The sequence below is a fragment of the Limnohabitans sp. 2KL-3 genome (assembly GCF_001269405.1).
Taxonomy (GTDB): Bacteria; Pseudomonadota; Gammaproteobacteria; order Burkholderiales; family Burkholderiaceae_C; genus Limnohabitans_A.
Genome location: NZ_CXON01000003.1, coordinates 1 through 24,779, shown reverse-complemented (window position 1 = coordinate 24,779; position 24,779 = coordinate 1). Strand labels below are relative to the sequence as shown.

The 24,779-nt window shown below is 60.4% G+C and carries 21 protein-coding genes; 10 read left to right on the top strand and 11 right to left on the bottom strand.

The features are described from left to right. Positions 1–55 precede the first annotated feature (55 nt). Genes AMM41_RS04865 through AMM41_RS04850 form a run of 4 tightly spaced genes read right to left on the bottom strand, consistent with a single transcriptional unit; the run spans position 56 to position 4,586 of the window. Complete coding sequence (locus tag AMM41_RS04865; RefSeq protein WP_089953789.1) at positions 56–760, bottom strand: ABC transporter ATP-binding protein; 705 nt, start codon at positions 758–760, stop codon at positions 56–58. A gap of 2 nt (positions 761–762) precedes the next feature. After that, complete coding sequence (locus AMM41_RS04860) at positions 763–2,547, bottom strand: branched-chain amino acid ABC transporter ATP-binding protein/permease (RefSeq protein WP_089953786.1); 1,785 nt, start codon at positions 2,545–2,547, stop codon at positions 763–765. After that, positions 2,540–3,391, bottom strand: coding sequence for a branched-chain amino acid ABC transporter permease (locus tag AMM41_RS04855; RefSeq protein WP_089953783.1), 852 nt, complete (start codon positions 3,389–3,391; stop codon positions 2,540–2,542). The genes AMM41_RS04860 and AMM41_RS04855 overlap by 8 nt, the downstream gene beginning before the upstream one ends. Position 3,392: 1 nt before the next feature. Then, positions 3,393–4,586: an amino acid ABC transporter substrate-binding protein gene (locus tag AMM41_RS04850; RefSeq protein WP_089953781.1), complete on the bottom strand. Its 1,194-nt coding sequence runs from the start codon at positions 4,584–4,586 to the stop codon at positions 3,393–3,395. A gap of 214 nt (positions 4,587–4,800) precedes the next feature. On the opposite strand from AMM41_RS04850, the gene AMM41_RS04845 reads away from it, so the two are divergent. From AMM41_RS04845 to AMM41_RS04830, 4 genes are read left to right on the top strand one after another with little or no spacing between them, the layout of a single operon-like run. After that, entirely contained in the window at positions 4,801–5,610 is an 810-nt protein-coding gene (locus AMM41_RS04845; RefSeq protein ID WP_089953778.1) for a citryl-CoA lyase, read from the top strand. Positions 5,611–5,628: 18 nt separating this feature from the next. Then, positions 5,629–7,260 (top strand): class I adenylate-forming enzyme family protein, encoded by a 1,632-nt coding sequence (locus AMM41_RS04840; RefSeq protein WP_089953775.1) that lies wholly within the window; start codon positions 5,629–5,631, stop codon positions 7,258–7,260. Beyond that, positions 7,257–8,153, top strand: a complete 897-nt coding sequence (locus tag AMM41_RS04835) for a dioxygenase family protein (protein ID WP_089953773.1) — start codon at positions 7,257–7,259, stop codon at positions 8,151–8,153. Before AMM41_RS04840 ends, AMM41_RS04835 begins: the two co-directional genes overlap by 4 nt. 42 nt (positions 8,154–8,195) lie before the next feature. Then, entirely contained in the window at positions 8,196–8,501 is a 306-nt protein-coding gene (locus tag AMM41_RS04830; protein ID WP_089953770.1) for a YciI family protein, read from the top strand. Positions 8,502–8,538: 37 nt separating this feature from the next. On the opposite strand, the gene AMM41_RS04825 is transcribed toward AMM41_RS04830, so the two are convergent. Then, the gene (locus tag AMM41_RS04825; RefSeq protein WP_089953768.1) at positions 8,539–9,159 is read right to left on the bottom strand and encodes a response regulator; all 621 of its coding nucleotides are present in this window, start codon (positions 9,157–9,159) and stop codon (positions 8,539–8,541) included. Positions 9,160–9,349: 190 nt separating this feature from the next. Here AMM41_RS04825 and AMM41_RS04820 point away from each other — a divergent pair, with 190 nt between their 5' ends. The 4 genes from AMM41_RS04820 (at position 9,350) to AMM41_RS04805 (ending at position 14,016) form a co-directional block, all read left to right on the top strand. Next, on the top strand, positions 9,350–11,065 hold the full coding sequence (locus AMM41_RS04820) for a long-chain fatty acid--CoA ligase (protein WP_089953765.1): 1,716 nt from the start codon (positions 9,350–9,352) through the stop codon (positions 11,063–11,065). Positions 11,066–11,106: 41 nt separating this feature from the next. Further along, the gene (locus tag AMM41_RS04815; protein ID WP_194944615.1) at positions 11,107–12,126 is read left to right on the top strand and encodes an LLM class flavin-dependent oxidoreductase; all 1,020 of its coding nucleotides are present in this window, start codon (positions 11,107–11,109) and stop codon (positions 12,124–12,126) included. 26 nt (positions 12,127–12,152) lie between these two features. Then, positions 12,153–13,172 (top strand): methionine synthase, encoded by a 1,020-nt coding sequence (locus AMM41_RS04810; RefSeq protein WP_089955184.1) that lies wholly within the window; start codon positions 12,153–12,155, stop codon positions 13,170–13,172. 91 nt (positions 13,173–13,263) lie between these two features. Beyond that, complete coding sequence (locus AMM41_RS04805) at positions 13,264–14,016, top strand: 2OG-Fe dioxygenase family protein (RefSeq protein ID WP_089953763.1); 753 nt, start codon at positions 13,264–13,266, stop codon at positions 14,014–14,016. A gap of 891 nt (positions 14,017–14,907) precedes the next feature. Here the strand turns inward: AMM41_RS04805 and AMM41_RS04800 are convergent. Genes AMM41_RS04800 through AMM41_RS04790 form a run of 3 tightly spaced genes read right to left on the bottom strand, consistent with a single transcriptional unit; the run spans position 14,908 to position 18,440 of the window. Then, positions 14,908–15,900 carry a glycerophosphodiester phosphodiesterase gene (locus AMM41_RS04800; protein ID WP_089953760.1) on the bottom strand — a complete coding sequence of 331 codons (993 nt, stop codon included), beginning with the start codon at positions 15,898–15,900 and terminating at the stop codon, positions 14,908–14,910. Between the two features lie 26 nt (positions 15,901–15,926). Beyond that, complete coding sequence (locus AMM41_RS04795; protein WP_089953757.1) at positions 15,927–17,840, bottom strand: PhoX family protein; 1,914 nt, start codon at positions 17,838–17,840, stop codon at positions 15,927–15,929. A gap of 6 nt (positions 17,841–17,846) precedes the next feature. After that, positions 17,847–18,440: a lysophospholipid acyltransferase family protein gene (locus tag AMM41_RS04790; protein ID WP_089953755.1), complete on the bottom strand. Its 594-nt coding sequence runs from the start codon at positions 18,438–18,440 to the stop codon at positions 17,847–17,849. A gap of 202 nt (positions 18,441–18,642) precedes the next feature. Between AMM41_RS04790 and AMM41_RS04785 the strand changes: the two genes are divergently transcribed. Then, positions 18,643–19,842, top strand: coding sequence for a CaiB/BaiF CoA transferase family protein (locus AMM41_RS04785; protein WP_089953752.1), 1,200 nt, complete (start codon positions 18,643–18,645; stop codon positions 19,840–19,842). Positions 19,843–20,215: 373 nt separating this feature from the next. Here AMM41_RS04785 and AMM41_RS04780 read toward each other — a convergent pair whose 3' ends face one another. The 3 genes from AMM41_RS04780 to AMM41_RS04770 all read right to left on the bottom strand — a co-directional run bounded on the left by AMM41_RS04780 (position 20,216) and on the right by AMM41_RS04770 (position 24,192). Then, complete coding sequence (locus AMM41_RS04780) at positions 20,216–21,181, bottom strand: Bug family tripartite tricarboxylate transporter substrate binding protein (RefSeq protein ID WP_089953750.1); 966 nt, start codon at positions 21,179–21,181, stop codon at positions 20,216–20,218. Between the two features lie 11 nt (positions 21,182–21,192). After that, the gene (locus tag AMM41_RS04775) at positions 21,193–22,881 is read right to left on the bottom strand and encodes an N-acyl-D-amino-acid deacylase family protein (protein ID WP_089953747.1); all 1,689 of its coding nucleotides are present in this window, start codon (positions 22,879–22,881) and stop codon (positions 21,193–21,195) included. A gap of 270 nt (positions 22,882–23,151) precedes the next feature. Next, positions 23,152–24,192 (bottom strand): S1C family serine protease, encoded by a 1,041-nt coding sequence (locus AMM41_RS04770; protein WP_194944614.1) that lies wholly within the window; start codon positions 24,190–24,192, stop codon positions 23,152–23,154. 328 nt (positions 24,193–24,520) lie between these two features. Here AMM41_RS04770 and AMM41_RS04765 point away from each other — a divergent pair. Beyond that, a partial coding sequence (locus tag AMM41_RS04765; protein ID WP_194944613.1) for a transposase occupies positions 24,521–24,779 on the top strand: 259 nt, incomplete at its 3' end.

The following is a 24,779-nucleotide window of genomic DNA, read 5'->3' as shown; positions in this document are numbered from 1 at the left end:
TTTGGATGGGGACACGCTGGTCATGAACGGCAGCAATTCCTGTTGAGACGACAGATCAAATCCCCAAGTAAGCCTTGCGGATTTCGTCCCTCCGGCTCAACTCGGATGAGACACCCGAGGTGACCACGCGACCGTTTTCGAGCACATAGGTGCGCTGAGAAATCGCCAAAGCGCGGCTGACGTTTTGCTCCACCAGCATCACGGCCGTGCCACTTTGGTGGATGGCTTCGATGGCCCGGAACATCTCGCCCACGATGCTGGGGGCCAAGCCCAAAGAGGGCTCGTCCAGCAAAAGCAGACGGGGCAAGGCCATCATGGCCCGGCCAATGGCGACCATTTGCTGCTGACCGCCCGACAAAGTCCCGGAAACTTGGCCCAGCTTGGCGCGGACGGCTGGAAAAAGTTCACACACCTTCTCAAAAGTTTGCTCACGCACGGCGCGGGCAGCTGGGTGCATGGCTCCGAGTTCCAGGTTTTCCCGCACCGTCATGCCCGTGAACAATCTGCGGCTTTCGGGTACCAAGGCCAAGCCTTTTTCACACAGCCGGTGCGACGGCAGTGACGAGACGGTCTGGCCTTCCCAAACGATCTGGCCGGATTTCAGCGGGCTCAGGCCCATGATGGCATTGATCAATGTGGTCTTGCCCGCGCCATTGGGCCCAATGACTGAGACCAACTCTCCGGAATTGACCTGCATGGACACATCCCAAAGTGCGGGGGCCGCACCGTAATTGACTTGAATTTGTTCTATTTGGAGCATGTTTAAACCGCCGCCTCATCACCCAGATAAGCCCTGACCACCTCGGGGCGTGACATGACATCCTGCGGATGGCCTTCGGCAATGACTTCACCTTGATTGAGCACCACCAGCCGATCAGACAAGGCCAGCACGGCGCTCATGACGTGTTCAACAAACACAATGGAAGTGCCACGCTCACGGATGCGTCGGATGGTCTGGACTGCAGCGCTCATCTCGGAAGGTGTCAAACCCGACAAGACCTCATCGAGCAAAAGCACTTGGGGCCGCGCTGCCAGCGCTCGAGCCAACTCCAAGAACTTGCGCTGGTGCAAATTGAGTTCATCCGGAAAATGATCCCCCTTGTCTTGCAGGCCGGTGAACAGCATCCACTCACGGGCCTCGGCCAGAGCCTGTGCGTCAGTTAAACGTGCGCCGCCGTAATGCGCTGCCAGGGTGACGTTTTGCAACACGGTCAAACCGTTGAATGGACGGGGAATTTGGTAGGTGCGCGATAAGCCCTGACGACGGATGCGGTGGGCAGCCCAGCCCGCGCAGGACTGGCCACGCAGGAGCACCGATCCCGCAGTGGGGCGGTAATGGCCTGTGACCACGTTGATGAAGGTGGATTTGCCTGAGCCGTTGGGTCCGAGCAGCCCCAAAATTTCGCCACGGTACAAATCGAGGTCAACCTGATTCAAGGCTCGGATGCCAGAAAAGTGTTTGCTCAGACCGCGCACTTCTAGCACTTTTTGACGGTCTGGCGAGTCGGCTGGTCGCGATAAAGGACGTTCAATCACCAAGCTGTCTTCGCTGGTATGTTCTGACGCATGCACATCGCCAGACAAGTCTTGGGTCCGTTGAATCAGTCGTTTGTGCTGGCGTAACTGCCATGTGCCTAAAATGCCCCTCGGCATGATCAGCACTGCGCCCGCTAACACCAAGCCAATGATGACTTTGCCAATCAGCGCACTTTCACCGGCAGTGAACGCATGAAGCAAGAGTGTGATCAAGATGCCGCCCAACATGGGGCCTGCCCAGTGGCGGCTTCCACCCAGCACACTCATGAGCACTACGGTCAAGGGTACGGTGATGTTGAAGGTCTCGCCCACCGTGACGTAAGAAACATACAAAGCATGGATGGCACCCATGACGCCGGCAAAGAAACTCGACAAGGCAAAAGCACCCATCTTGAGCCAAAAGGTAGGAACACCGTTGACCTCAGCGGCGTCCTCATCGTCGTGGATGGCCAGCAAGCCCAAACCAGCGCGGGCATGGAACAACCACCATGCAGCCAACACGCACAAGACCGTCAGTACCAGACTGGCGTAATAAAAAGTGGAGGCCGGTTTGGGACCCCACTGTGGCAAATTGATTCCCATCAGGTACACACCTGGGCCACCATCGATGGGCGTGTTCACCACCACGGTGGCCAAAACAAAGCCCACCGCCAACGTGATCAGGGCAAAGGATTCACCGCGGATTTTGCGCACATTGAACACCAGCGCCCCAATGGCCAATGCCAGCAGCGAGGCCAGTACACCACTGCCCAGCGCAGCGGGCACCACAGGCCAGTCAGCCTTGGTGGCCAACGTGGCCATACCGTACATGCCTACACCAAAAAACGCTCCATGGCCAAATGAAAAATAGCCGGAGTAGCCCGAAAGCATGTTCCAGGAGGTGGCCAGCGTCATCCAGAAAAAGATCACGTACAACAAGGACTGCAGGTGCACGGGCAAGCCCATGTAAGGTGCCGCAAAAAGCACCACCAACAACACGAATAAAAGGGTAAATCGCTGAATCTTATTCATCACCACGCCTGAGTAAAAGAATCAGGATCAATACCGTGAACGCCACCAAGGGTGCCCAAGTGGGGGCAATCAAAGCCTGGGTCATGGACTCGCTGATGCCAATGGCCAAGCCACCGAGCAAGGGCGTCAAAGCCGAACCCAGCCGCCCAATCATGACCACCGCAAACACCACACCCACCCAAGCAAATATCTGCGAGGGGGCTAAAGTGAAAGTCAAGGCCACGCAAACACCCGCACACGCGGCCAGTGCTGCACACAAACCCGCCATCAAAATAGCCAAGCGCTTGGCATTGATGCCAAAAGCCGTGGCAATTGCAGGATCCTCGGCACTGGCACGCACAGACTTGCCCATGTCGGTGCGGTGCAGCATCCACCACACCAGGCCCACAGCGGTCAAAGACATGGCCAAGGTCAAGGCTTCAGAGTAGGTCACCACCACGCTGCCCAGACGGAATTTATGCTCATCGTAGACAGAGGCCATGCGGCGAAAATCGGCGCTCCAGATCCACTGCAGCAAAGCCTCCACGGACACGGTGATGCCAAAAGTCACCAGCAATGAGTTGAAGGGCGTGATGGCAAATCGAGCGAAAACAGCCTGCAAACCCATGCCCAATAAGGTAAAAAGCGGCACCAAAACCAGCAACGAGATCAAGGGGTCAACGCCCAACCGGGTCTTGAGCTCGTAGGTGATGTAGGCCGACAAAAACACCCAGGCGAAGTGCGCCAAGTTGATTTGCCGCAGCAAGCCCCAGCCCAAACCGATGCCCAGACCGATCAGGCCATACAGGGCACCAAGAAAGACGCCGGAGGCGAGCGCTTGAAGTAAAAGCCCAGCGCTGGGCATGTTAAAAATTCATCTTGCTGCCAGGCAGAGCAACGTCTTTGGGGTGAATCACGACCCATTTGCCACCTTGCAATTGCTTGATCCGGTTCAAGTCATCGCCATAGTTGTTAGGTCCATCAAATCGGACTTTGCCCACGATGGTGTCCAAGCGGTTTTTCTTGAGCCATGCAGAAATTTTGGCGTCTTCCAGGCTGCCTGAACCTTTGACACCGGCTTCCAGAAATTGCCAGCCAGTGAACGCGTTGGCCGCTTGCAACTCGAACACGGTGTCGGGTAAATTGGCTTTGGCTGCACGCTCGTTGTACAACTTGATCGCTTCGGCGTAAGCCGGGTTGTTGGTGAAGGGCGCATGCTGCTCGAAAGTGGTCAAGGTCAGCGCATTGGCAGCCAGCGGTGATTGCGCCAGAGGGCCTGGAGTGGGATAGACATGGAAATGGATCTTTGGTTTGTAATCGATCTTGTTCATCGCCTCGAGCAACTGAAGGCTTTCTGCTCCGATCGAGCCGATCCAAACCACATCGGCATTGGCCTCTTTCAAGCGTGACGCAATCGGCCCAAAGTCGCGGTTGCCAAACTCCCACTCCAGCCACAAGGCTTCACGCAGCCCCCGCTTTTTGAACACTTCACGCGCACCTACCGATAAAAAAACCACCGAGGGGAATTTGCTGCTGACCATGGCCACAGATTGCGGTTTTGCACCACTGGCCGCAATCGCATCGAGCAAGGTGTTGGGCACCGTGGTGCCCGGGTCGATGCCCATGACATACGCAGGAAAGTGCATGTCGTATTTGGCCAGCGATGGGATACCAAACGAATTGGTGATCAAGACTTTGCCGTTGCGTTGGGCCACGCCCATGGCCGCCAGCGAGTTGGCTGTGGCATAGGGCCCCATCAGCAAGTCAACTTTCTCACCTGAAATCAACTGCTCATACAAGGTGCGTGCGAGGTCGGGTTTGGATTGGTCATCTTTGACCACCCATTCGACGGGGCGGCCCAACAAGCCGCCACGCTTATTCAATTGTTCTATGAAGATTTCACCGGCAATTTTGTGCATCACCGCCGTCCCTGCCAATGGGCCCGTCAAGGACAAGGTGCTGCCCACCCGGATCGGTTTGGTCTGCGCATGCAGCCATGTCGAAGTCGATGCGAGCAACAAGGACGAACCCAGTGCTTTCAAAAGAGGCCGCTTTTGCATGTTTGATTCCTCAAAACTGTGTAGATGAAAATCGCAAAAATTGAAAATCCATTATGGAATCCAGCGCTCATTCGCCCATTGGGAATAACCCGCTGACGTGCTGTCGCCAACGCGCTTGCGAACTAGCGCTCCTGCAATTCACAGTGCACCGAAGTGCGGCGAGATCGCACCAAGCCAATTCGTTTGTTTGATTATTCACAAGAGCCCACCACCCATGAGCACACCCCCCGCCTCCAGCGCCTTCACGCCCTCGGGCTCCACACACATGGCGATTGCCGAAGTGGACCGGATCGTGGTGCGCGGCAAAGACCTCTGCCGCGATGTGATTGGCCAGCAATCGTTCACCGCCTATTTTTTGTTTTTGTTGACGGGCGAGACACCCAGCGACAACTTGGTGCGTGTGGCCGATGCCACCATGGTGTCCTTGGCCGAACACGGCTTGGTGCCCTCGGTTCAAGCCGCACGCATGACCTTGGCGGCAGCACCCGAGTCGGTGCAAGGCGCAGTGGCTGCAGGTCTGCTGGGCTGCGGACCTGTGATCTTGGGTGCTTCTGAAACAGCCGGACACCTGTTGATCGAAATGCTCGCCCAGTCAACGCAACAAGGCCAAACCTTAGAGGTTGTGGCTCGCGAACGCCTGCAAGCCTTTCGCACCGCCAAGCAAGCCCTGCCTGGCTTTGGGCACCCGGTGCACAAACTCGGCGATCCACGCGCGACCAAACTGATTGAATTGGCTCGGCAATGGGGTGTGGCAGGTGCGCATGTACGTGCTCTCGAGGCGCTCGCCTCTCAAGTCGAAGGCGTGTATGGCCGGCCCTTTCCCATGAACGTGTCGGCGGCGATCCCCGCTGTCTTGCTGGATGCGGGCTACCCGGCCGGTGCACTCAAAGGCATCCCCTTGCTGGCCCGCACCGCCTCTCTGGTGGCACACATTCTGGAAGAGCAAACCCGACCTATCGGCTTCAAACTCGCCAGTGCGGCCGAGCATGCCATGACTTACGACGGCCCACCCGTGGCCCGTTGAATTTTGCAAGCACACACCATGGCCACGCCCACACTCTTGTCGCCACTGGAAGTCTTGCGCCTATTCGATGCGCATGACTTCTCGATCGATCAATTCTTTCAGGCACGACTTCGCCGATTGAGCGAGCAGCCCATGGTGGAGTACCAGGGCAGCGTCACCACCTGGCAATCATGCGCCGAACAAGCCGACCACGCTGTGGGCTGGTTGTTGGGCAGGGGCGTGCAAGCGGGTGACCGCATCGGGCTGATGGCCTACAACCATCCAGCGACGGTGGTTTTACTCATCGCCTGCGCACGCGTGGGTGCCATCCTGGTGCCCTGCAACCCCGAATTTGAAGCGCGTGAAGCCCAATATATTTTTGAACACGCAGGCGTGCGGGGGGTCATCTGCTCGACCGAAGCACTGAGCAAAGTCCAAGAGGCTACCTGTCTGATGAGCCCTGCGCCCTGGCAAGTCGTGATCGAGCAAGACCAGCCCGACGGTGAAATGTCCTTGCTGCTGCAGTGGCAGTGCAGTCCCCCAGACCTGCTCACGCGCACAGGCACCGCCGACAGTACTTGCATGATCATCTACACCTCAGGGACCACAGGATTTCCCAAAGGGGTGATGCACAGCCAGCGCAGTTATTTGCTCACGGCCGAAGCGTTTGTGCACCGCATGTACCTGCAGCCCGATGAGCGCCTCATGTGTGTGCTGCCCCTGTTTCACATCAATGCCTTGATGTACTCGCTGGGCGGCGCCATGGCGTGTGGTGGCACTTTGATTTTGATCCGCCGCTTCTCGGCATCCACCTTCTGGCAACAGGCCGCCCAAACCCGCGCCACCGAAGTCAATGTGATCATGTCCGCAGCGGCCATTCTGGCCCGCAGGCCCATCCAAGAATTTGACGCACAACACAGCATCCGCAAGATGTTTTTGGCACCGCTGAACCGCGATTTGCTGGACACCTTCCAACAACGCTTTCATGTGCCAGTGCTGATTGAGTGTTATGGCATGACCGAAATTCCCGGCGTGCTGAGCAACCCTTTCATGGGACCTCACAAACTGGGCAGCATGGGCTGCATATCTGCCCATCCCGATCCCGCCATTGAGCGTCCACAGGTCCGGGTGATCGATGAGGACGGCCAGGATCTGCCCATGGGTGAAGTGGGTGAGCTGGCCGTCAAGACGCCCACCCTGATGCAGGGCTACTTCAAAGACCCCGAACAGACAACGGCCAGCTTCAAGGATGGCTGGTTCCTCACTGGCGATCTGGTGCGCCGCGATGCCGACGATTTTCTGTTTTTCTTCACCCGCAAGAAAGACATCATCCGCCGCCGCGGCGAAAACATCTCGGGGGCCGAAATCGATTCGGCCATCGGCAGCCACCCGGACATCCTCGAATGCGCATCAATCGGTGTGGCGTCTGACCTGGGCGAAGAAGAAATTTTGTTGGCCGTGGTGCCTCGCCCTGGCACCACTATCACGCCCGAAGCAGTGCATGCCTATGCCCAATTGCAGCTGTCGCCCATCAAGCGGCCCCGTTACATCGTCATGGTCGAGAGCTTGCCCCACACTGGCTCCATGAAGATTGCCAAATTCAGACTCAAACCCGCAGACCACTTGCGCCGACAAGCCACCGATTTTTCATTGCAGGAAGTTCAACCATGAGCGACACCCCCAACACCACCGAACAGCGCTACGACGCTTTGCACCTGATCACAGATGAAGTGCTGGCACGCTATGCCAAAACGCCCGACCCGCGATTGCGCGAGTTGATGCTCTCTTTGATCAAACACATTCACAGCTTTGCCAAAGAAGTCAAACTCACTTCTGAGGAGTGGGCCTTCACCATGAATTTTCTTGAGCAGACAGGCCAATGGTGTTCTCCTGGTCGCAACGAGTTCATGATTTTTTCAGACGCTTTGGGTCTGTCCATGTTGACCGTGACGCAAGACTACCCCCGCCCTGAACACGCCACAGAACCCACGCTGGTGGGCCCCTTTTTGCTGGAGAATGCGCCTGAATTTGCCATGGGCGAAGACATCAGCGCAGGCGCAGCAGGTACGCCCATGTATGCACAAGGGCAGATCCTGGACATGCACGGCCAGCCCGTGGCCCATGCCGTGATCGATGTCTGGCACTCCGACGATCGGGGTTTGTACGACGTGCAAGACGGCATGGAAGAAAAAGGCCCCTGGGCTCGCGCACAATTGACCACAGGCGCCGATGGTCGCTACAGCTTCTGGTCTGTGTTGCCCGTGGACTATCCCGTTCCGCAAGACGGCACCGCCATTCAGATGCTCCAAGCCACCACCGGCAGAAGCTGGCGTCCTGCACATCTGCACTTTCGCATTCAGGCCCCGGGTCAACGGCCCCTGATCACCCACATTTTTGACCGCAACAGCAAGAACCTGGACAGCGATGCCGTATTTGGCGTCCGCCCATCCCTGATTGCCGACTTCAAACCCCAAACGCCAGGACAGGCACCGGACGGCAAACGCATGGATCGGGACTTCTTCACGCTGGATTACAACTTCATCATGACCGACGCCCTGGCTTGATCGAATTTCTGACCCCACTCATTCTCGAGACAGAAACAAGCCATGTTGTTTACATTCATCTTGATTGACAAACCTGAAAGTGCCGAACTGCGTCAACGCGTTCGACCCGAGCACAAGGCCTATTTGTCAGACATGGCGGACTGCATCGCCTTTGCCGGGCCTTTGACCCATGATGACGGACAGACCATGCTGGGCAGCCTGCTGGTCATTGATTTTCCCGACCGAGACGCTGCGCACGCCTGGATTGCCCAAGAGCCTTTCACCAAAGCCGGGCTTTACGGCAGCACTGCCGTGCACGCGTTTGTCAATCTATGGCCTCAAAAGGTGGGTTTTCCAAAGCCAAGTTGAACCCCAAAGTCGCCTGGGGCTAGGCTTGCCTGAGGCATCAGGCAGGGTGATGGTCAAATTTTCGCCCGGCAATGAGGGCGGTGAAGAAGCCATTGAACCATTGCATGTTCACGGGCTTGGCCATGAAGATGGTGCCTTCAGGCAGGCCACCCTTGGCGGCAATTTCTTCTTGTGACAAGGCAGAAATGACCAAGCAAGTCATGCGTTGGAACTGGGCCGAATGTTTGAGGGTGCGCAACAACTCAAACCCATCGACGCCGGGCATGTTCAAGTCTGCGATCAGGACATCGGGCTGGATGCTGGCCATGTCGATCAGGGCTTCGAGCCCCGAAGACATGGCGGTGCAATCGACCGGCATTTCGCAACGGTTGCAAAAGTCCCGCACCATGTCACGCGTGACCGGGTCGTCTTCGACCAACAACACCCTGAGCCGGTATTCACGGCTTTCAATCGGGCTCATCAGCATGTTGTGCTTTTTTTGGTAGTCCCGAATGGAGGGCATGGAGATGCGGCGATGACCCCCTTGGGTTTTCCAAGCCTGCAGCTCGTTTTTTTCGACCAAAGTCTGGATGGTCCCCACGGACAAACCGAGCAATTTGGCTGCATAGGTGGTGCCGCAGTAGTCTTCTGGCGTGTCGGGCGTGTGGTGTGTTTGCATGACTTTATTTTAATGATAAAAGTGTGAAACAAGATTAAAAATAGTACTTTAATACGGACTTTAAAACAAATAGACACAATTTAAACGAGGTGGGGCCAGATTTCTGTGATGGTCCCGCCTGTGACAAAGGACTGTGCGGCGCGGCGCAAGGTGACGATTAACATTGCGCACCAACTCAAGGAGACCTTCAATGTCTGCACATGCTGCCGTTTGGCCAGCGCGTCTGCCCGCCAGAATCAACGCGCCCGCCACGTCTTTGTGGATGAACCTGGCAGTCAGTGCCCTGCGTTATCCCGACAAGGCTGCACTGGTCTTCATGGGGCGGGTCTGGACTTACCGTCAATTGATGGCCAGTGCCGAACAATTGGCCGGGCAGCTCAAGGCTTTGGGGGTGCAGGCCGGGGACCGTGTGGTCCTGGACATGCAAAACTGCCCGCAGTTGGTCATCACCCACTTTGCGATTTTGCGCATCGATGCGGTGGTGGTGCCGGTCAACCCGATGAACCGGGCCGAAGAACTCAAGCACTACATCACCGACCCTGACACCCAAGTCGCTGTGACTACCGCTGACTTGGCTCCTGACCTGGCGCTGGCCAGTGAAGCCTTGCCCGCTGAGCAGCGGCTGAAACACCTGGTGGTCACGCAATTCACCGATGTCTTTGATCCGGCAACGGTCGGGCCCGATGAAATGCCCGAGGCTTGGCGGCCGTGGTTGTTGCCAATCCGGGCCTTGCCCGTTTTGACTTCAGGGCCGGTGCACGCCTGGGCCGACCTGATGGCAGCGCCTGCGATGGACCTGCCGCCGCCCCAGGCGAAGCCCGACGATCTGGCCATCTTGCCCTACACCAGTGGTACCACCGGTCTGCCCAAGGGTTGCATGCACACACATGGCACCATCATGCACAACGCCATGTCCAGCGGTTTGTGGGGCAATGGCACCCCCGAAAACGTGACCTTGTGTGTGGTACCCATGTTCCACATCACCGGCATGGTCAGTGTGATGCACACCAGCATTTTGTTGGGGGCCAGCTTGGTGATCATGCCGCGTTGGGACCGCGATGTGGCCGGGCATTTGATCTCCAAATGGCGTGTCACCCACTGGACCAACATCCCGACCATGGTGATTGACCTGCTGGGCAGTCCTCACATGGACCGTTATGACTTGAACAGCTTGACCTACATCGGCGGTGGTGGTGCCGCCATGCCCGAAGCTGTGGCGCAACGTTTGCTGGACCAGTTTGGCCTGCGCTATGTGGAGGGTTATGGCCTGACCGAAACGGCGGCACCTTCGCACACCAACCCGCCCGACGCACCCAAAAAACAGTGCCTGGGCATCCCCTTCATGAGTGTCGAATCCCGCATCGTTGATCCAGACACCTTGGCCGAATTGCCAACAGGCGAGTCGGGCGAGATCGTGATTTGTGGCCCCCAAGTTTTCAAGGGTTATTGGAAGCGCCCCGAGGCCACTGCCGCAGCTTTCTTTGACCGCGATGGGTTTCATTTTTTCCGCTCGGGCGACATGGGCCGGGTCGATGAGGAAGGCTATTTCTTCATGACCGACCGCTTGAAGCGCATGATCAACGCCAGTGGCTTCAAGGTCTGGCCTGCCGAGGTCGAGGCCCTGATGTTCCGCCATCCGGCCATTCAAGAGGCCTGCATCATCGCCACCCGCGATGCCTATCGGGGCGAGTCGGTCAAGGCGGTGGTGGTTTTGCGGCAAGACCACAAGGGCAAGGTCTCTGAGCAAGACATCATCGACTGGTGCCGTGAGAACATGGCCGTTTACAAAATGCCCCGCGCTGTGAGTTTTGTCGATGCGCTGCCCAAGAGCGGCAGTGGCAAAGTCATGTGGCGGGCCCTGCAAGAGGCCGAAATGGCCGCTTTGGGCGCACCTGCAAAGGGCTGAGTCCGACCCGCCGCCAAAGCCCATCCCAGAAAAATTGCCGAATGAGCTTGAGACTTTCCATCCTTGACCAGTCTGCCGCTGCCACCGGGCGCGGCCAGGACGCGACCATTCGCCAGACCTTGGACCTGGCGCAAAAAGCCGAGGCCTGGGGTTATGACCGCTTTTGGGTGAGTGAGCACCACAGCCACCCCAGCATCGTGGGCAGTGCCCCCGAGGTCTTGATGGCCGCGATTGCCGCCCGCACCCAGCGCATCCGCATCGGCAGCGCGGGGGTGATGCTGCCGCACTACGCGCCCCTGAAAGTGGCCGAGCAGTTCCGTGTGCTGGACGCCCTGGCCCCCGGTCGCATCGACCTGGGCGTGGGCCGCGCCCCCGGCAGCGACGGGCGCACCGCGCAGTTGCTCAACCCCGATCGCAGCGCCTCTGAGCGTTTTCCGCAGCAGGCCATGGAAATGCAAGCTTGGGTGAGTGGCCACAACCTGCCACCCAGCCACCCGGGGCACAACGTGTTCGCCTACCCGCAGTCGGACACCGCGCCCACGGTGTGGATGCTGGGCAGCTCCGACTATGGCGCCCAATTGGCCGCACACCTGGGTCTGCCGTATGCGTTTGCTTACTTCATCACCGATGGGCATGGCGCAGACGAAGCCTTGCAGATCTACCGCGAAACATTCCGCCCCAGTGCAGGCTTGAGCAAGCCTCATGCCGCCTTGTGTGTCTGGGCGCTGGCCGCTGACACCGACGAAGAAGCGCTGCGCCTGTTCGAGAGCCGCGCCCGCTGGAAGATGGACCGCAACCTGGGTCGCATTGGGGTGCTGTTGCCACCCGAAGAAGCAGCGCGTGACTACAGCCCGGCCGAAGAGTTCGCACTCCAACGCCTGCGTGATGGGGCCTTGATCGGCTCGGCCGCCACGGTGGGCCGCAAGCTGCGCCAATTGGCGGCGCGTCTGGAGGTCGACGAGCTGGTGGTCATCACCTGGACGCATGACCCCGCCGCCCAATGCCGATCGTATGAACTGCTCGCCCAAGAATTTGCGCTTGCGGCAAACTCCACGCTTTGATTTTTGAAACCCTCAGGATTTTTGACATGTTCACCACCGCAATCGCTGGCAGCTTGCCCAAACCCGCTTGGCTTGCCGAAACCGAAAAACTCTGGCCCCAGTGGACCACCCAAGGCCCCGAGCTGCAGCAAGCCAAGGCCGACGCCACGCTGCTGTGGATCAAGGCGCAAGAAGACGCAGGTCTCGACGTGATCGGTGACGGCGAACAGGCCCGTCAGCACTTTGTGCATGGTTTTGTCGAGCAGGTCGAGGGCATCGACTTTGTGAACAAAGTCACCATGGGCATCCGCAACAACCGCTACGACGCGCAGGTGCCGCAAGTCATTGCGCCGTTGCGCCTCAAGGGCCGCGTGCACGCTTTTGAAGCCCAACTCGCCCGTGCCCACACGAAGAAAAAACTCAAATTCACCTTGCCTGGCCCGATGACGATTGTGGACACCGTGGCCGACCGCTTTTACGGCGACAAGGTCAAGATGGCCATGGCCTTTGCCGAGTTGCTCAACCAAGAAGCGCTGGCGCTGCAAGCCGATGGCGTGGACATCATCCAGTTCGACGAGCCCGCCTTCAACGTCTACATGGACGATGCGGCCGACTGGGGTGTGAAGGCACTCGAGGTGGCCGCCCGGGGTCTGACCTGCACCACCGCCGTGCACATTTGCTACGGCTACGGCATCGAAGCCAACAACAAGTGGAAAGAAACCCTGGGCCATGAGTGGCGTCAGTACGAAAAAGTCTTTCCGGCCTTGGCCAAGAGCAGCATTCAACAGGTCAGCCTGGAGTGTATGCACTCACATGTGCCGATGGAGATGATGAAGCTGCTGGAGGGCAAGGATGTGATGGTGGGCGTGATCGATGTGGCCAACCCAGTCATTGAAACGCCCGAAGAAATCGCCGACACCATCGGCCGTGCCCTGCAGTTCGTGCCCAAGAACCGCCTGATTGCTTGCACCAACTGCGGCCTGGCCCCGATGAGCCGCGCTGTGGCCGAGGCCAAGCTCAAGGCCTTGGCCGAAGGCGCCAAGCTGGCCAGCCAGCGCTACGCCTGAGCGCAGTCAGTGGCGAGACCCAGCTCACCTCCCTGAGCTGGGCTAGAGGGCGTTATGCTTGCACTCTTTGCCTGATTGCACGGACGTTTTCATGCCTCAAAACTCACTGCCGCCGCCACTGACCGCCCCCGAACAACTCAACGCCACCTTGCAAGCGCAGGGTTTCGCCTTCCTGGGGGCTGGCGCTGTGTGCGCTTTGGCCGGGGTCGAGCCGCAGGACTTGCAGGCTTTGGAGTCGAGCTGGAACGATTTACCACCCGATCAGCACCTCAAAGATGGTGGACGCTATCGCCGCAGGCGTCATGCGAGTTTTGAAGTGACGGCACAGGCTTCGCAGCCCGTGCCGCATCGCGCTCACTGGCAGCCGCTGTCTTACAACGCCTTGCACGGCGGCATGCAGCGCTGGTTCGACCCCATGGCTGCCGAGGTGGTGCAACAAACGGCCTGGTCGGCCTTGCTGCAATGGCTGGCGCGTGTGGCATCGGCGGCGCAAGGGCCGCAGACCTGGTTCACCGAGGCGCACCAATTTCGCATCGACACTACCGATGGCATTGGCCGACCCACACCGGAAGGGGCGCACCGGGATGGCGTCAATTGGGTGGCGGTGTTTTTGATTGGCCGCCATGGCATCAAAGGCGGCGAAACTCGGGTCTTTGATGTGGACAGTCCACGAGGTCAGCGCTTTACCCTGAGCGAGCCTTGGTCCTTGCTGTTGATGGACGACACCCGCGTGATCCACGAAACCACGCCCATTCAGCCTGAGCAGGCGGGCGGTTGGCGCGATACGCTGGTGGTCACTTTGCGTTCGGGCAGTTTTCTGGACGATCCGGTGGCGAGGTCATGAAACAGCACGTCTGAAAGCGGTTGGTCAATGGCTTCAGCCCCGACGCAGGCATCCCCCTGTAGGAGCGACGCCCTCGTCGCGATCACCCTCGCAGACCACCAAGAATCGCTCTGAGGGCGGGGCTCCCACAAAGGCAGGTAACTGCCACTGGGCAGGGCTCTCACAAAGGCAGGTCACTGTCCATTGGGCGGGGCTCGCAAAAATCCTGGGTATCCCCCTGTAGGAGCGACGCCCTCGTCGCGATCACCCTCGCAGACCACCAAGAATCGCCCCGAGGGCGGGGCTCCCACAAACGCAGATATCTGCCACTTGGCAGGGCTCCCACAAAGGCAGGTAACTGCCACTGGGCAGGGCTCTCACAAAGGGAGGGCACTGCCCATTGGGCGGGGCTCGCAAAAATCCTGGGTATCTCACTGTAGGAGCGACGCCCTCGTCGCGATCACCGTCGCAGACCACCAAGAATCGCCCCGAGGGCAGGGCTCCCACAAAGGCAGGTCACTGTCCATTGGGCGGGGCTCGCAAAAATCCTGGGTATCCCCCTGTAGGAGCGACGCCCTCGTCGCGATCACCCTCGCAGACCACCAAGAATCGCCCCGAGGGCGGGGCTCCCACAAAGGCAGGTAACTGCCACTGGGCAGGGCTCTCACAAAGGCAGGTCACTGTCCATTGGGCGGGGCTCGCAAAAATCCTGGGTATCCCCCTGTAGGAGCGACGCCCTCGTCGCGATCACCCTCGCAGACCACCAAGAATCGCCCCGAGGGCGGGGCTCCCACAAACGCAGTATCTGCGACTGGGCAGGGCTTCCACAAATGCGGGGCATTGCCTCATGGGCAGGGCTCCCACAAAGGCAGGTATTCAAACTTCACAGGGCCGGGATCAATCAACGGCCTTTCAACGCGGGCTAGTCCAGCGGATGCCGCGTTCCTTGAGCAGCTCAGCGGCGATGTCCGGGCGGTCGGTCACCAGGCCGTCCACGCCCAGGTCCAGCATCTGGCCCATGCTCTGGCGGTCGTTCACCGTCCAGGCCAGCACCTTGAGGCCCAGGCTTTGCGCCTCGCGTACTTTTTGTGCATCGAGTTCGCGCCAAAACGACGACCAATGCGAGCCGCCTGCAGCTTGGATCATGCGCGGCACCGAGCCGTGTTGGGCATGTTGAAAGCCTGCCGTCCAGGCCGAAGCCTGTCCGGACCGGATGCCCAGGTTGTCCAGCGTGGGCAACTGCGCGGTGAGGTACACCGTGGGCATGCCGGGGGCGAGTTTTTGCACCGCTTGCAGGGTGCGCCAGTCAAACGACAGGATTTGCACCCGGCCTTGCAGGCCGTGCTCACGCACCTCCTGCAGCAGCAGCTGCACAAAGCGCTCGGGGTCGGGTGTTTGGTCCGGGCGTTGTGGCGTGATTTTGGTTTCGATGGCGAACTGGACTTGCGTGTCGCCCTGGGCGTTGACGAGCGCAAACAGGTCCTTGAGCCGGGGAATGCGCACGCCGTCGTGGCCCTTTTGCGCTGAAAAAGTCTGGGCGTAGCGCGAGCCGGGCTTGATGCGCCCGACATCGTAGCTTTGCAGTTGTTCAAACGTGAGCTGCCGGATGTCGGGGCCTTTGTCGCGCAGAAACTGGCCTTGCGCGTCGCGGGTGATGTCGGGGTTCAAGGCCGGGTCGTGGCTGATGACCAGCACATCGTCACGCGTGACCACCACGTCCAGCTCCAGCGTGCTCACGCCCGTTTGCAGCGCCAGAGCAAAGGAGGGCAGGGTGTTTTCGGCCAGCAGGCCCCGTGCCCCTCGGTGGCCTTGCAGGTCAACGGTGCGTTGCGCCAGGCTGGGCACACCCGCCAGCAGCAAGGCCCAGCACAGAAGGGCTCGGCCCCCGATTCGTTGGAAATTCATCCTCAGCCTTGGCATGTGTAACAGGGTCAGGTGCCGATCACACCACCATCGAGTTTGCGGATGACCACCGTGGCCGAGCGTGGACGGCCGCCCGCTGCGTAGTCAGGCCAGTTGGAGTATTTGGCAGGCTGGGCCGGGTCGCTGCGGTCAGAAGGGGTTTCGCCCGGGTGCTGGATGCTCACGAACATGGTGGTGCCGTCCGGTGTCAGGGCCACGCCTGTGACTTCGCAGTTGGTGGGGCCGGTGAGAAAGCGGCGGGTCTCGCCTGTGGCGGGGTCGCAGGCCAGCATTTGGTTGTTGCCAATGCGGGCCAACTCGCCTTGGTACATCTGGGTGGCGTGGGCGTCGGTCTGGATCCAGAGCACGCCGCGCTGGTCAAAGGTGATGCCGTCAGGGCAGGCGTACATGTCGCCCTTGATGTTGCCTTTGGCTTCGGCGCGTTCGTTGGCAGGGTCGCCCGCGAGCACCATCAGGTTCCATTCGAAGCGGCGGCCGTCAAAATCGCCTTCATCTTTCCAGCGGATGATTTGGCCCATGACGTTGTTGGCGCGGGGGTTGGCCGCGTCCACGCCCGGCTTGCCGGCGGTGCCGCGCTGGCTGTTGTTGGTCAGGGTGCAATACACCCAGCCATTGGCCGGATCGATGGTGAGCCACTCGGGGCGGTCCATTTTGGTGCCACCCAACAGGTCGCTGGCCTGGCGGGCCTTGATGACGACCTCGCCCTGGTCGGCAAAGCCATTGGCGGCCGTCAGCGGCCCCTGGCCATGCACCAGCGGCAGCCATTGGCCCCGGCCATCGGCGTCGAAGCGGGCCACGTACAAGGTGCCGTGGTCCAGCAGTTCGCGATTGGCTTGGGCTTGTGTCAGGCCGTTGCCAGCGGGCGCGATTTTGTCGCGGCTGACAAATTTGTAGATGTATTCAAAGCGGGCGTCTTCGCCCGAATAGACCACGGCCCGGCCATCGCGCGTCACCCCCACCCAGGCGCCTTCGTGCGCCGCGCGGCCCAGTGCGGTGCGTTTGACAGGGGTGCTGGTGGGGTCCATGGGGTCGAGTTCGACGACCCAGCCAAAGCGGTGGTATTCGTTGGGGTTTTGTTTCAGATCGAAACGGGCATCGTGTTTGTCCCAAGCGTAAAAGCCATCTTTGCGGGCACCCCAGCGGCTTTGGTCGGGTGTGGGCTTGTCGGCTCCGCCAAAGTAAAAGGCAAAATTTTCTTCGCCCGACAGGTAGGTGCCCCATGGGGTTTTGCTGCTGGCGCAGTTGTTCAGGGTGCCGAGCACGGTGCGGCCTTCGGGGTCGGCAGCCGTGCGCATCAGGGGGTGGCCAGCGGCTGGGCCGCCCACGCTGAAAGGGGCGCTCATGGGCAGGCGGCGGGCATAGCGCGAGGGGCGCACCATCTGCCACTGCTGGTTTTTCAGCTCGACTTCGATGACCGACAGGCCGTGCGCGTTTTGTGATTTGCGCACTTTCTCGGGGTTCATGGCGTTGAAGCCGCCCACATGCAGCAAGCCATCGTCGGTGTATTCGTGGTTGATGGCCAGCAGGCCTCGGCGCGAGCCGTCCAGCGCAAAGTAGGCCAGCCCGTCGTGGTGCATGCCCATTTGTGCGGCTTGTTCGTCGGCGGTGTTGGAGCCGTCCATCTTGAAGGCGGGCATGTTGCCCGCAATCCCCACCGGTTCACCCCAGGCGGCCAGGGCGCTGGCCACATAGCCCTCGGGCACGACCAGCCGGTCGCCCATGCCCACCGGGATGCCTTTGAAGCCGAGTTTGGGCTGCCCCTGGCCCAAGGCCGCACATCCGGCCAAGGGGGCCAACACTGAGGCCAGCGTCACGGCCGCACCGCCTTGCAAGAAACGGCGGCGCGAGGCGGCAATCACCTGGTGGATGTCGGGGTTGGTCGAGCGGTTGCTGTCTTCCAGGGTGCTGAAGTCTTTGGCCATGATGCTTTACTCCTTGCTGTTGAATTGGTCAGGGTTTTTGCCTTTGAATGGCGCATAAAAGGCTTTGATGCTCGCCATGTCGGCCTCCACATCCCCCGTTGGGGTGAACACGGGCCCGAGGCCACTGCGGCGGGTGCTGTAGTCCATGTACGCCAGCACGATGGGCACTTGCGCTTGCAGGGCAATGTAATAAAAGCCGGTTTTCCAATAGCGGGTTTTGCTGCGTGTGCCCTCGGGGGGCACTATCAGTTGCACAGGCCCTTGTGCTTGCACCAGGGCTTGCGCAGAAGCGGCGACCAAATTGGTCGATTGTTCGCGGTTGACCGCAATGCCGCCCAGCCAGCGCATGAGGGGTCCAAATGGGAACATAAAAATGCTTTTTTTGCCCATCCAGTAAGGGGTCAGGCGCAGGGCAAAGGCCACCATCAGGGTGTAGGGCAGGTCCCAGTTGCTGGTGTGCGGTGCCGCAATCAGCACGCTTTTGTGGCCGGCGGGCGGCAAGGCCCCTTCGACACGCCAACCTTTGAGGCGTAAAAAACCGATGGAAAACCACCTCAGCAAGGTGTTGACGACCGGAGTGGTGAAGATGGTTCTTTGCATGCTTGGGAGTATCGCCCAAGCCTGTGGGTCTTCGGTGACCCGCGAGCGTCAAGTGGCGAGGGTTGTCTGTTTTTTGCCGCTGCAGTGGCACTGTGCGTGACAGCCCTGGGCGCTTGTGGCAGACATAATCATGGATCAATCAAGGGGGCAGCGTGGGGTGCACTGCCTGGTTTTTTCAACCGATCATTGTGAAGGAAGATCCATGGCTGGTGCCCTGAGTGGATTGCGCGTTTTGGACTTGACCAGTGTGTTGATGGGGCCTTACGCCACCCAACTCATGGCCGACATGGGCGCCGATGTGGTGAAAATCGAGCCACCCACAGGCGACACGGTGCGCGGCATTGGACCCATGCGCAACCCCGGCATGGGCTCGGGTTTCATGCATGTCAACCGAAACAAACGCAGCGTGGTGCTGGACCTGAAAAAGCCCGAGGGCCTGGCGGCGTTTTTTAAACTGGCGGAAACCGCCGATGTGGTGGTCTACAACATTCGGCCGCAGGCCATGCAGCGCTTGGGCATCGATCATGAGCGCCTCAAGGCCATCAACCCGCGCATCATTTATGCCGGGCTCTATGGGTACAGCGAAAAAGGCCCCTACGCGGGCAAACCGGCCTACGACGACTTGATTCAAGGCGTGGCTGCAGTGCCCAGTTTGATGAGCCGCGCCAGTGGTGGTGCACCGCGTTATGTGCCGCTGACCTTGGCCGATCGCACTGTGGGACTGATGGCCTGCAACGCCATTTTGGCGGCGGTGCTGTCCCGTTACCAAACGGGCTTGGGGCAGGCGGTGGAGGTGCCCATGTTTGAAACCATGGCGCAGTATGTGTTGGGCGAGCACATGGCGGGTGCCACTTTCGAGCCACCGCTGGGGCCGACCGGCTACGCCCGACTGCTGGTGCAAGAGCGCAGGCCTTATCCCACCACGGACGGCCATTTGTGCGTGTTGATTTACACCGACCGCCATTGGCAAAAATTTCTGGAACTTCTGGGCCAGGGCCATTTGTTCACGCAAGATCCGCGCTTTGGCAGCATTGGGGTCAGGACCCGGCACATCAACGACCTGTACCGCATGGTGGCCGATGCCATGGCCACGCAAAGCACCGCACACTGGATGGCGCTGCTCGATCAGGCCGATATCCCGTGCATGCCCATGCACGATGTCGAGAGTTTGTTGCAGGACCCGCATTTGCGGGCGGTGGGCATGCTGCAGGAAGTGGACCACCCCAGTGAGGGGCGGGTGCATGAGATTGGAGTGCCCGTGAGTTTTTCTGGTACGCCTGGATTGCGCGTGCAAAAACCAGCCCCACGTCTGGGCCAGCACAGCGCCGAGGTGCTGCGTGAGGCGGGTCTGAGCGAAGAGGCGGTGCAAGCGCTGTTGGCGATGGGACCCGCCCCTTTGTAGGAGCCCTGCCCTCGGGGCGATTCTTGGCGGTTTGCGGAGCTTATCGCGACGAGGGCGTCGCTCCTACAGGGGAATGCCCTGCATTTTGTAGGAGCCCCGCCCTCGGGGCGATGGGTGGTGGTCTGCGAGGCTTATCGCGACGGGGGCGTCGCTCCTACAGGGGAATGCCCTGCATTTTGTAAGAGCCCGCCCTCGGGGCGATGGGTGGTGGTCTGCGGGGCTGATCGCGACGGGGGCGTCGCTCCTACTGGGGAATGCCCTGCATTTTGTAGGAGCCCCGCCCTCGGGGCGATGGGTGGTGGTCTGCGAGGCTTTTCGCGACGGGGGCGTCGCTCCTACGGGGGAATGCCCTGTATTTGGCTGGCCCCGAGGGTCACTCGGCTTTGGCGCCCGAGTCTTTCACGGCCTTGGCCCAACGCGGCATTTCGGTGCGCAGGTGGGCCGCGTATTCGGCGGGCGTGCCGCCCAGAATTTCAGCGCCTTGTGCGGCCAAGCGGGCGCGTAAATCGGGGTGGGCCAGCGCCTTGTTCACTTCGGTGTTGAGCTTTTGAATGATGTCGGCCGGGGTGCCGGTGGGCACCACGATGCCTTGCCAGGCGGCGGCATCAAAACCGGGCATGCCCGATTCAGCCAGCGTGGGCAGGTCCGGCAAGAGGCTGGAGCGCTTGATGCTGGTCACCGCCAGACCGCGCAGGCGGTTGTCACGCACATAAGGCAAGACCGTGTTGATGGTGTCGATCATGAATTGCGTTTGGCCCGCAGCCAGATCCACCAAGCCCGGGGCGCTGCCTTTGTAGGGGATGTGCTGGGTCAACACGCCGGTTTGGGTGGACATCATGGCGCTGGCCAAATGCGTGATGGTGCCGGTGCCGGATGAGCTGTAGTTCAGTGCACCGGGGCGCGATTTGGCCAGGTCCAGAAACTCCTTGACGCTGCGCGCTGGAAGTTGCGGGTTAACCACCAGCACCATGGGCACGCTGGCCGTCAGGGCCACGGGCGCAAAGTCTTTCAGGGTGTCGTAGTTCACTTTGCCGTACAAGGCTGGGCCAATCACGATGGCCGATGTGTTGTAGAAAATCGTGTAGCCATCGGGTGTGGCTCTGGCGGCCAGTTCGGCCGCCAGGTTGCCACCCGCGCCGGGCTTGTTGTCGACGATGACTTGTTGACCCAGTTGTTCAGACAGGCGTTGTGCCAGCACCCTTGAGACCAGGTCGGTGGGGCCGCCGGGCGGGAAAGCGATGATCATGCGCACGGGCTTGTTGGGCCAGCTTTGGGCCCAGATGCTGCTGGCCATGAAGGCCAGCAAGAGGCCGGTCAAGATACGACGTTGGATGGACATGAACACACTCCTTATGAATTGAATTGGTCGAGCACTTGGCCTGGCCCGTGTGGATGGTCCACATAGTCCTGACCGTCGTGTACTTTCACGCCATTGACCCAGACGCCATGCACGCCTGTGGCTTCGCGCACCATGCGCGTGCCGCCACCAGGCAAGTCCTGGCGTGGCAAGGGTTTGGAGATGCCCACGGTGGCCGGGTCGAACAGCAGCAAATCGGCAGGCAGGCCCACTTGCAAACGGCCTCGGTCGGGAATGCGAAAGCGGTCTGCAGGTTCGCTGGTCAGGCGGCGAACGCCTTCGGCCAAGGTGAAGTGGCCGGTGTCGCGCACCCAGTGCGCCAGAAAGTACAGGCCAAAGCCTGCGTCGCACATGTAGGTGAGGTGGGCGCCCGCGTCCGACAGCGTGATGACGCTGGCCGGGTGTTTGAGCGAGGGGACCACGCCGTCGTCGTTGTTGTTGAAAAACTTGCCCACAAAATGCGTGCCCAAGTCTTCGGACAGGGCCAGGTCAAAGAACACATCCACCGGGTCCAGGCCGCGCTGGTCGGCCAGGGCCTGGATGCTCACGCCTTCGAGCGCCTGGTTTTCTGGGCGCACGGTTTGGCCCACTTCGATGTGCCGCCAGTTGCCCAGAAACAAAATGCCCGCCTTGGGCTGGCGCAGGTTCTGGCGAAAGGCTTCGCGGAATTCGGGCGATCGGTACAGCGCTGGCAATTGGTCTGGCGTTGCGGTCTTCACCGCATCAAAGGCCGCATGGCTCAGCAGCACATAGGGATCGGTCAAGGTGAAGTCAAACGACAGCGGCTGGCAGCTGGTCAGCACATACAGCTCGTGGCCGCGCGCCAGGGCTTGGGCACAGCGCTCGTAATAGGTGGCCCCCAAGCCGGGGTTGCCCTCGTTGTACATGGTCAGCACCGTAGAGATGTAACCGGGTCGGCCCGTGTCTTGCACGATGGACTCCATCACGTCGGGGCTGGCGCGGGTGCCAGTGGCCATCATGAACACGCCCTTGTTTTTTTCGCCCAGCACACCGGCCAAAGCCCGCAGCTCATTTTCGGAGGCAATGGTCGAAGGCATGGGAATCCCGCCAAAGCCGCTGTGGTTGGGCGAAAACGAAGACGCAAACCCAATGGCACCGTGGTCCATGGCATCGCGCACCAAGGCTTGCATGGTCTGCAGTTGATCCTCTGTGGGATCGACCTGGGCAGAGCCGTCTGCACCCATCACGGCGGTGCGGATGACCGAGTGGCCTGCGAACACGGCGGTGTTGACGTAAGGGCCGATGCGGCGCAGCTGGTCCATGTATTGGCCAAAGGATTCAAACTGCCAGTCCACACCGGTGAGCAAGGATTGCAAGTCCATGCCTTCGACCACCGACAAGTTTTTCAGCATGGTCTCGCGCAGCGGCGCAGGGCAGGGCGCGATGCCAAAACCGCAATTGCCAATCACCGCCGTGGTCACGCCCAGTGCGGGAGAAGGCGACATGGTTCGGTCCCAGGTGACCTGCGCGTCGTAGTGGGTGTGCAGGTCCACGATGCCGGGCATCAAAGCCAGGCCTTGGGCATCGACGGTTTCCTGTGCCGGACCTTCGACGGTGCCGATGTGGGTGATGCGGCCTTGCGAGACGGCCACATCGGCTTGCACCGGGGGCGCACCGGAGCCGTCATAAACCTGAGCGTTGCGGATGATCAAATCGTGCATCTGTCAAAAACCTTGCTGCAGTGAAAGCCAGACGTGTGGGGGATGCCCAACGTTTTGGGGACTATAGGCAGTTGCTCGCCTGAGCCTGTCGCGCAGTGGATATCAGGGTTTTCCAGACGCAAGGCATGGTCCCTGCAGGAGCGACGCCCCCGTCGCGAAAAGCCTCGCAGACCACCACCCATCGCCCCGATGGCGGGGCTCCCACAAAATGCGAAGCCCCCCAAAATGGTGGCCCCAAAAAAATGCAGGGCTTTCAAACCCCAAACGCCGTTAAATTCCGCTGGGTCGTTTCAAAGCTGTTGCACGGTCGGTGCTGAGCAAATCCACATCGCGGCTTTGGCCCTTGTTGCGCACCGTGAGGGTCAAGGGGCTGCCTGCAGGCCCCAAGGCCCGCAGGCGGCGATAAAAGTCGGGCAAGTCCTGCAGCGTTTGGCCTTGCAGGGCCAGCAAGGTGTCGCCCACGGCAATGCCCGCCAGCGCTGCGGGACTGCCTGGCGAGACGCGCAAAACGGCCAAGCCGCCGCTGGGCAGGCGCTGGCTGGTGATGCCCAGCCAAGGCGTGCCGGGGCCAGGACGCTTGCCGCTGCGCAGCAAGTCGGGCAGGGGGTCTTTGAGCAGGTTCACCGGCACAAACAAATTGCCCGGCAGCGGCACTTGGTCGCCGTAGACGTCTTGCACCAACAAAGAGCCAATGCCCACCAGTCGGCCCTGATCATCAAACAGACCGGAACCACTCCAGTTGTTCACTGCTGGCATCGTCATCAAAGGCGCTTCCAGCAAATATTCCCAGCCGCCCGCAAAGACCTTTCTGGAGACCAGTTCCAGGGCCGTCGGGGCGGTTTCGTTTTGACCCAGGGTCCAGAGCTTGCCGGGGGTGGGCAGGCTGTCCGAGTCGCCCAGCGGCACCGATTCCAGGCGCAGTGGCACCAAGGCGCGGATCAGGCCCAGACCACTGAGGTTGTCCACCGCCCGCACTTGCCCTGGAATGCGGCGGCCCTGGTGGTCGATCAGGTCCACGCTTTCGGCTTCGAGCAGCAGATAGCCGATGGTCAGCACCAGGTCGGGGCCGATCACCACGCCCGAGCCTTCGCGGCGCTGACCCAGGGTGCGGCTGGTGTTGGCCTGCGCGTGGCTTCGGCTTTGCACGGTGACCACCGACTGCAGCACCCGCTGCAGTGGCTCGGGCGGCAAGGCTTGGTGGGTGTGGTCGGTACTGTTGTGTGCCGAAGCCGTCTGCCCGGCAGCTTGCGCCCAGCCCAAGTTGCAAGACAACAGACAGGCACACAAAGCCATGACAAACGGGTGGCGCATGGTCATCCCCTTGAAAAAAGGTGCGCTCAAGCAGCGCCACCTGATTGTGGGCTGTGCCCCTTAACCCCATGTCCTGGGAGCCTACTTTGCCCAATGATGTTGGCACGAACGCTTAAGCAGGGCCTTCCCTTGTAGGAGCGACGCCCCCGCCGCGAAAAGCCTCGCAGACCACCACCCATCGCCCCGAGGGCGGGGCTCCCACAAAATGAAGGGGCGCTCACAAAAGCAGGGCCTTCCCTTGTAGGAGCGTAAGCGTCCGGTGAACCCATCTTGAGATTCAAATGCCATCCCGGCAACATCCTGGCCACACAACAACAACGTGGACACGATGATGAATCAAGACACTCCTACCCCTTCAACGCCTTCGCGCACGCGTCGCATCTACAGCACTCAGTTCAAGTCTGAATTGGTGGCCTCCTGCCAACTCCCCGGCGCATCCGTCAGTGCCATCGCGGCAGCCCACGGCATGAATGCCAACGTACTGCGCCGCTGGCTCCAAAAGCACCGCCAACACGCCTCACATGTCCCACATTTCCCAAGCACACCGCCCGCATCTGCTCAGACCACCAGTGTTCCAATCATCCCGC

Bases quoted from the DNA above. Each gene is read 5' to 3' on its own strand.
- AMM41_RS04790 (WP_089953755.1), bottom strand. From the start codon at position 18,440: ATGCAAAGAACCATCTTCACCACTCCGGTCGTCAACACCTTGCTGAGG.
- AMM41_RS04785 (WP_089953752.1), top strand. From the start codon at position 18,643: ATGGCTGGTGCCCTGAGTGGATTGCGCGTTTTGGACTTGACCAGTGTG.
- AMM41_RS04840 (WP_089953775.1), top strand. From the start codon at position 5,629: ATGGCCACGCCCACACTCTTGTCGCCACTGGAAGTCTTGCGCCTATTC.
- AMM41_RS04850 (WP_089953781.1), bottom strand. From the start codon at position 4,586: ATGCAAAAGCGGCCTCTTTTGAAAGCACTGGGTTCGTCCTTGTTGCTC.
- AMM41_RS04815 (WP_194944615.1), top strand. From the start codon at position 11,107: ATGAGCTTGAGACTTTCCATCCTTGACCAGTCTGCCGCTGCCACCGGG.
- AMM41_RS04830 (WP_089953770.1), top strand. From the start codon at position 8,196: ATGTTGTTTACATTCATCTTGATTGACAAACCTGAAAGTGCCGAACTG.
- AMM41_RS04775 (WP_089953747.1), bottom strand. From the start codon at position 22,881: ATGCACGATTTGATCATCCGCAACGCTCAGGTTTATGACGGCTCCGGT.
- AMM41_RS04805 (WP_089953763.1), top strand. From the start codon at position 13,264: ATGCCTCAAAACTCACTGCCGCCGCCACTGACCGCCCCCGAACAACTC.
- AMM41_RS04865 (WP_089953789.1), bottom strand. From the start codon at position 760: ATGCTCCAAATAGAACAAATTCAAGTCAATTACGGTGCGGCCCCCGCA.
- AMM41_RS04855 (WP_089953783.1), bottom strand. From the start codon at position 3,391: ATGCCCAGCGCTGGGCTTTTACTTCAAGCGCTCGCCTCCGGCGTCTTT.
- AMM41_RS04820 (WP_089953765.1), top strand. From the start codon at position 9,350: ATGTCTGCACATGCTGCCGTTTGGCCAGCGCGTCTGCCCGCCAGAATC.
- AMM41_RS04860 (WP_089953786.1), bottom strand. From the start codon at position 2,547: ATGAATAAGATTCAGCGATTTACCCTTTTATTCGTGTTGTTGGTGGTG.
- AMM41_RS04795 (WP_089953757.1), bottom strand. From the start codon at position 17,840: ATGGCCAAAGACTTCAGCACCCTGGAAGACAGCAACCGCTCGACCAAC.
- AMM41_RS04800 (WP_089953760.1), bottom strand. From the start codon at position 15,900: ATGAATTTCCAACGAATCGGGGGCCGAGCCCTTCTGTGCTGGGCCTTG.
- AMM41_RS04825 (WP_089953768.1), bottom strand. From the start codon at position 9,159: ATGCAAACACACCACACGCCCGACACGCCAGAAGACTACTGCGGCACC.
- AMM41_RS04845 (WP_089953778.1), top strand. From the start codon at position 4,801: ATGAGCACACCCCCCGCCTCCAGCGCCTTCACGCCCTCGGGCTCCACA.
- AMM41_RS04810 (WP_089955184.1), top strand. From the start codon at position 12,153: ATGTTCACCACCGCAATCGCTGGCAGCTTGCCCAAACCCGCTTGGCTT.
- AMM41_RS04770 (WP_194944614.1), bottom strand. From the start codon at position 24,192: ATGCGCCACCCGTTTGTCATGGCTTTGTGTGCCTGTCTGTTGTCTTGC.
- AMM41_RS04780 (WP_089953750.1), bottom strand. From the start codon at position 21,181: ATGTCCATCCAACGTCGTATCTTGACCGGCCTCTTGCTGGCCTTCATG.
- AMM41_RS04835 (WP_089953773.1), top strand. From the start codon at position 7,257: ATGAGCGACACCCCCAACACCACCGAACAGCGCTACGACGCTTTGCAC.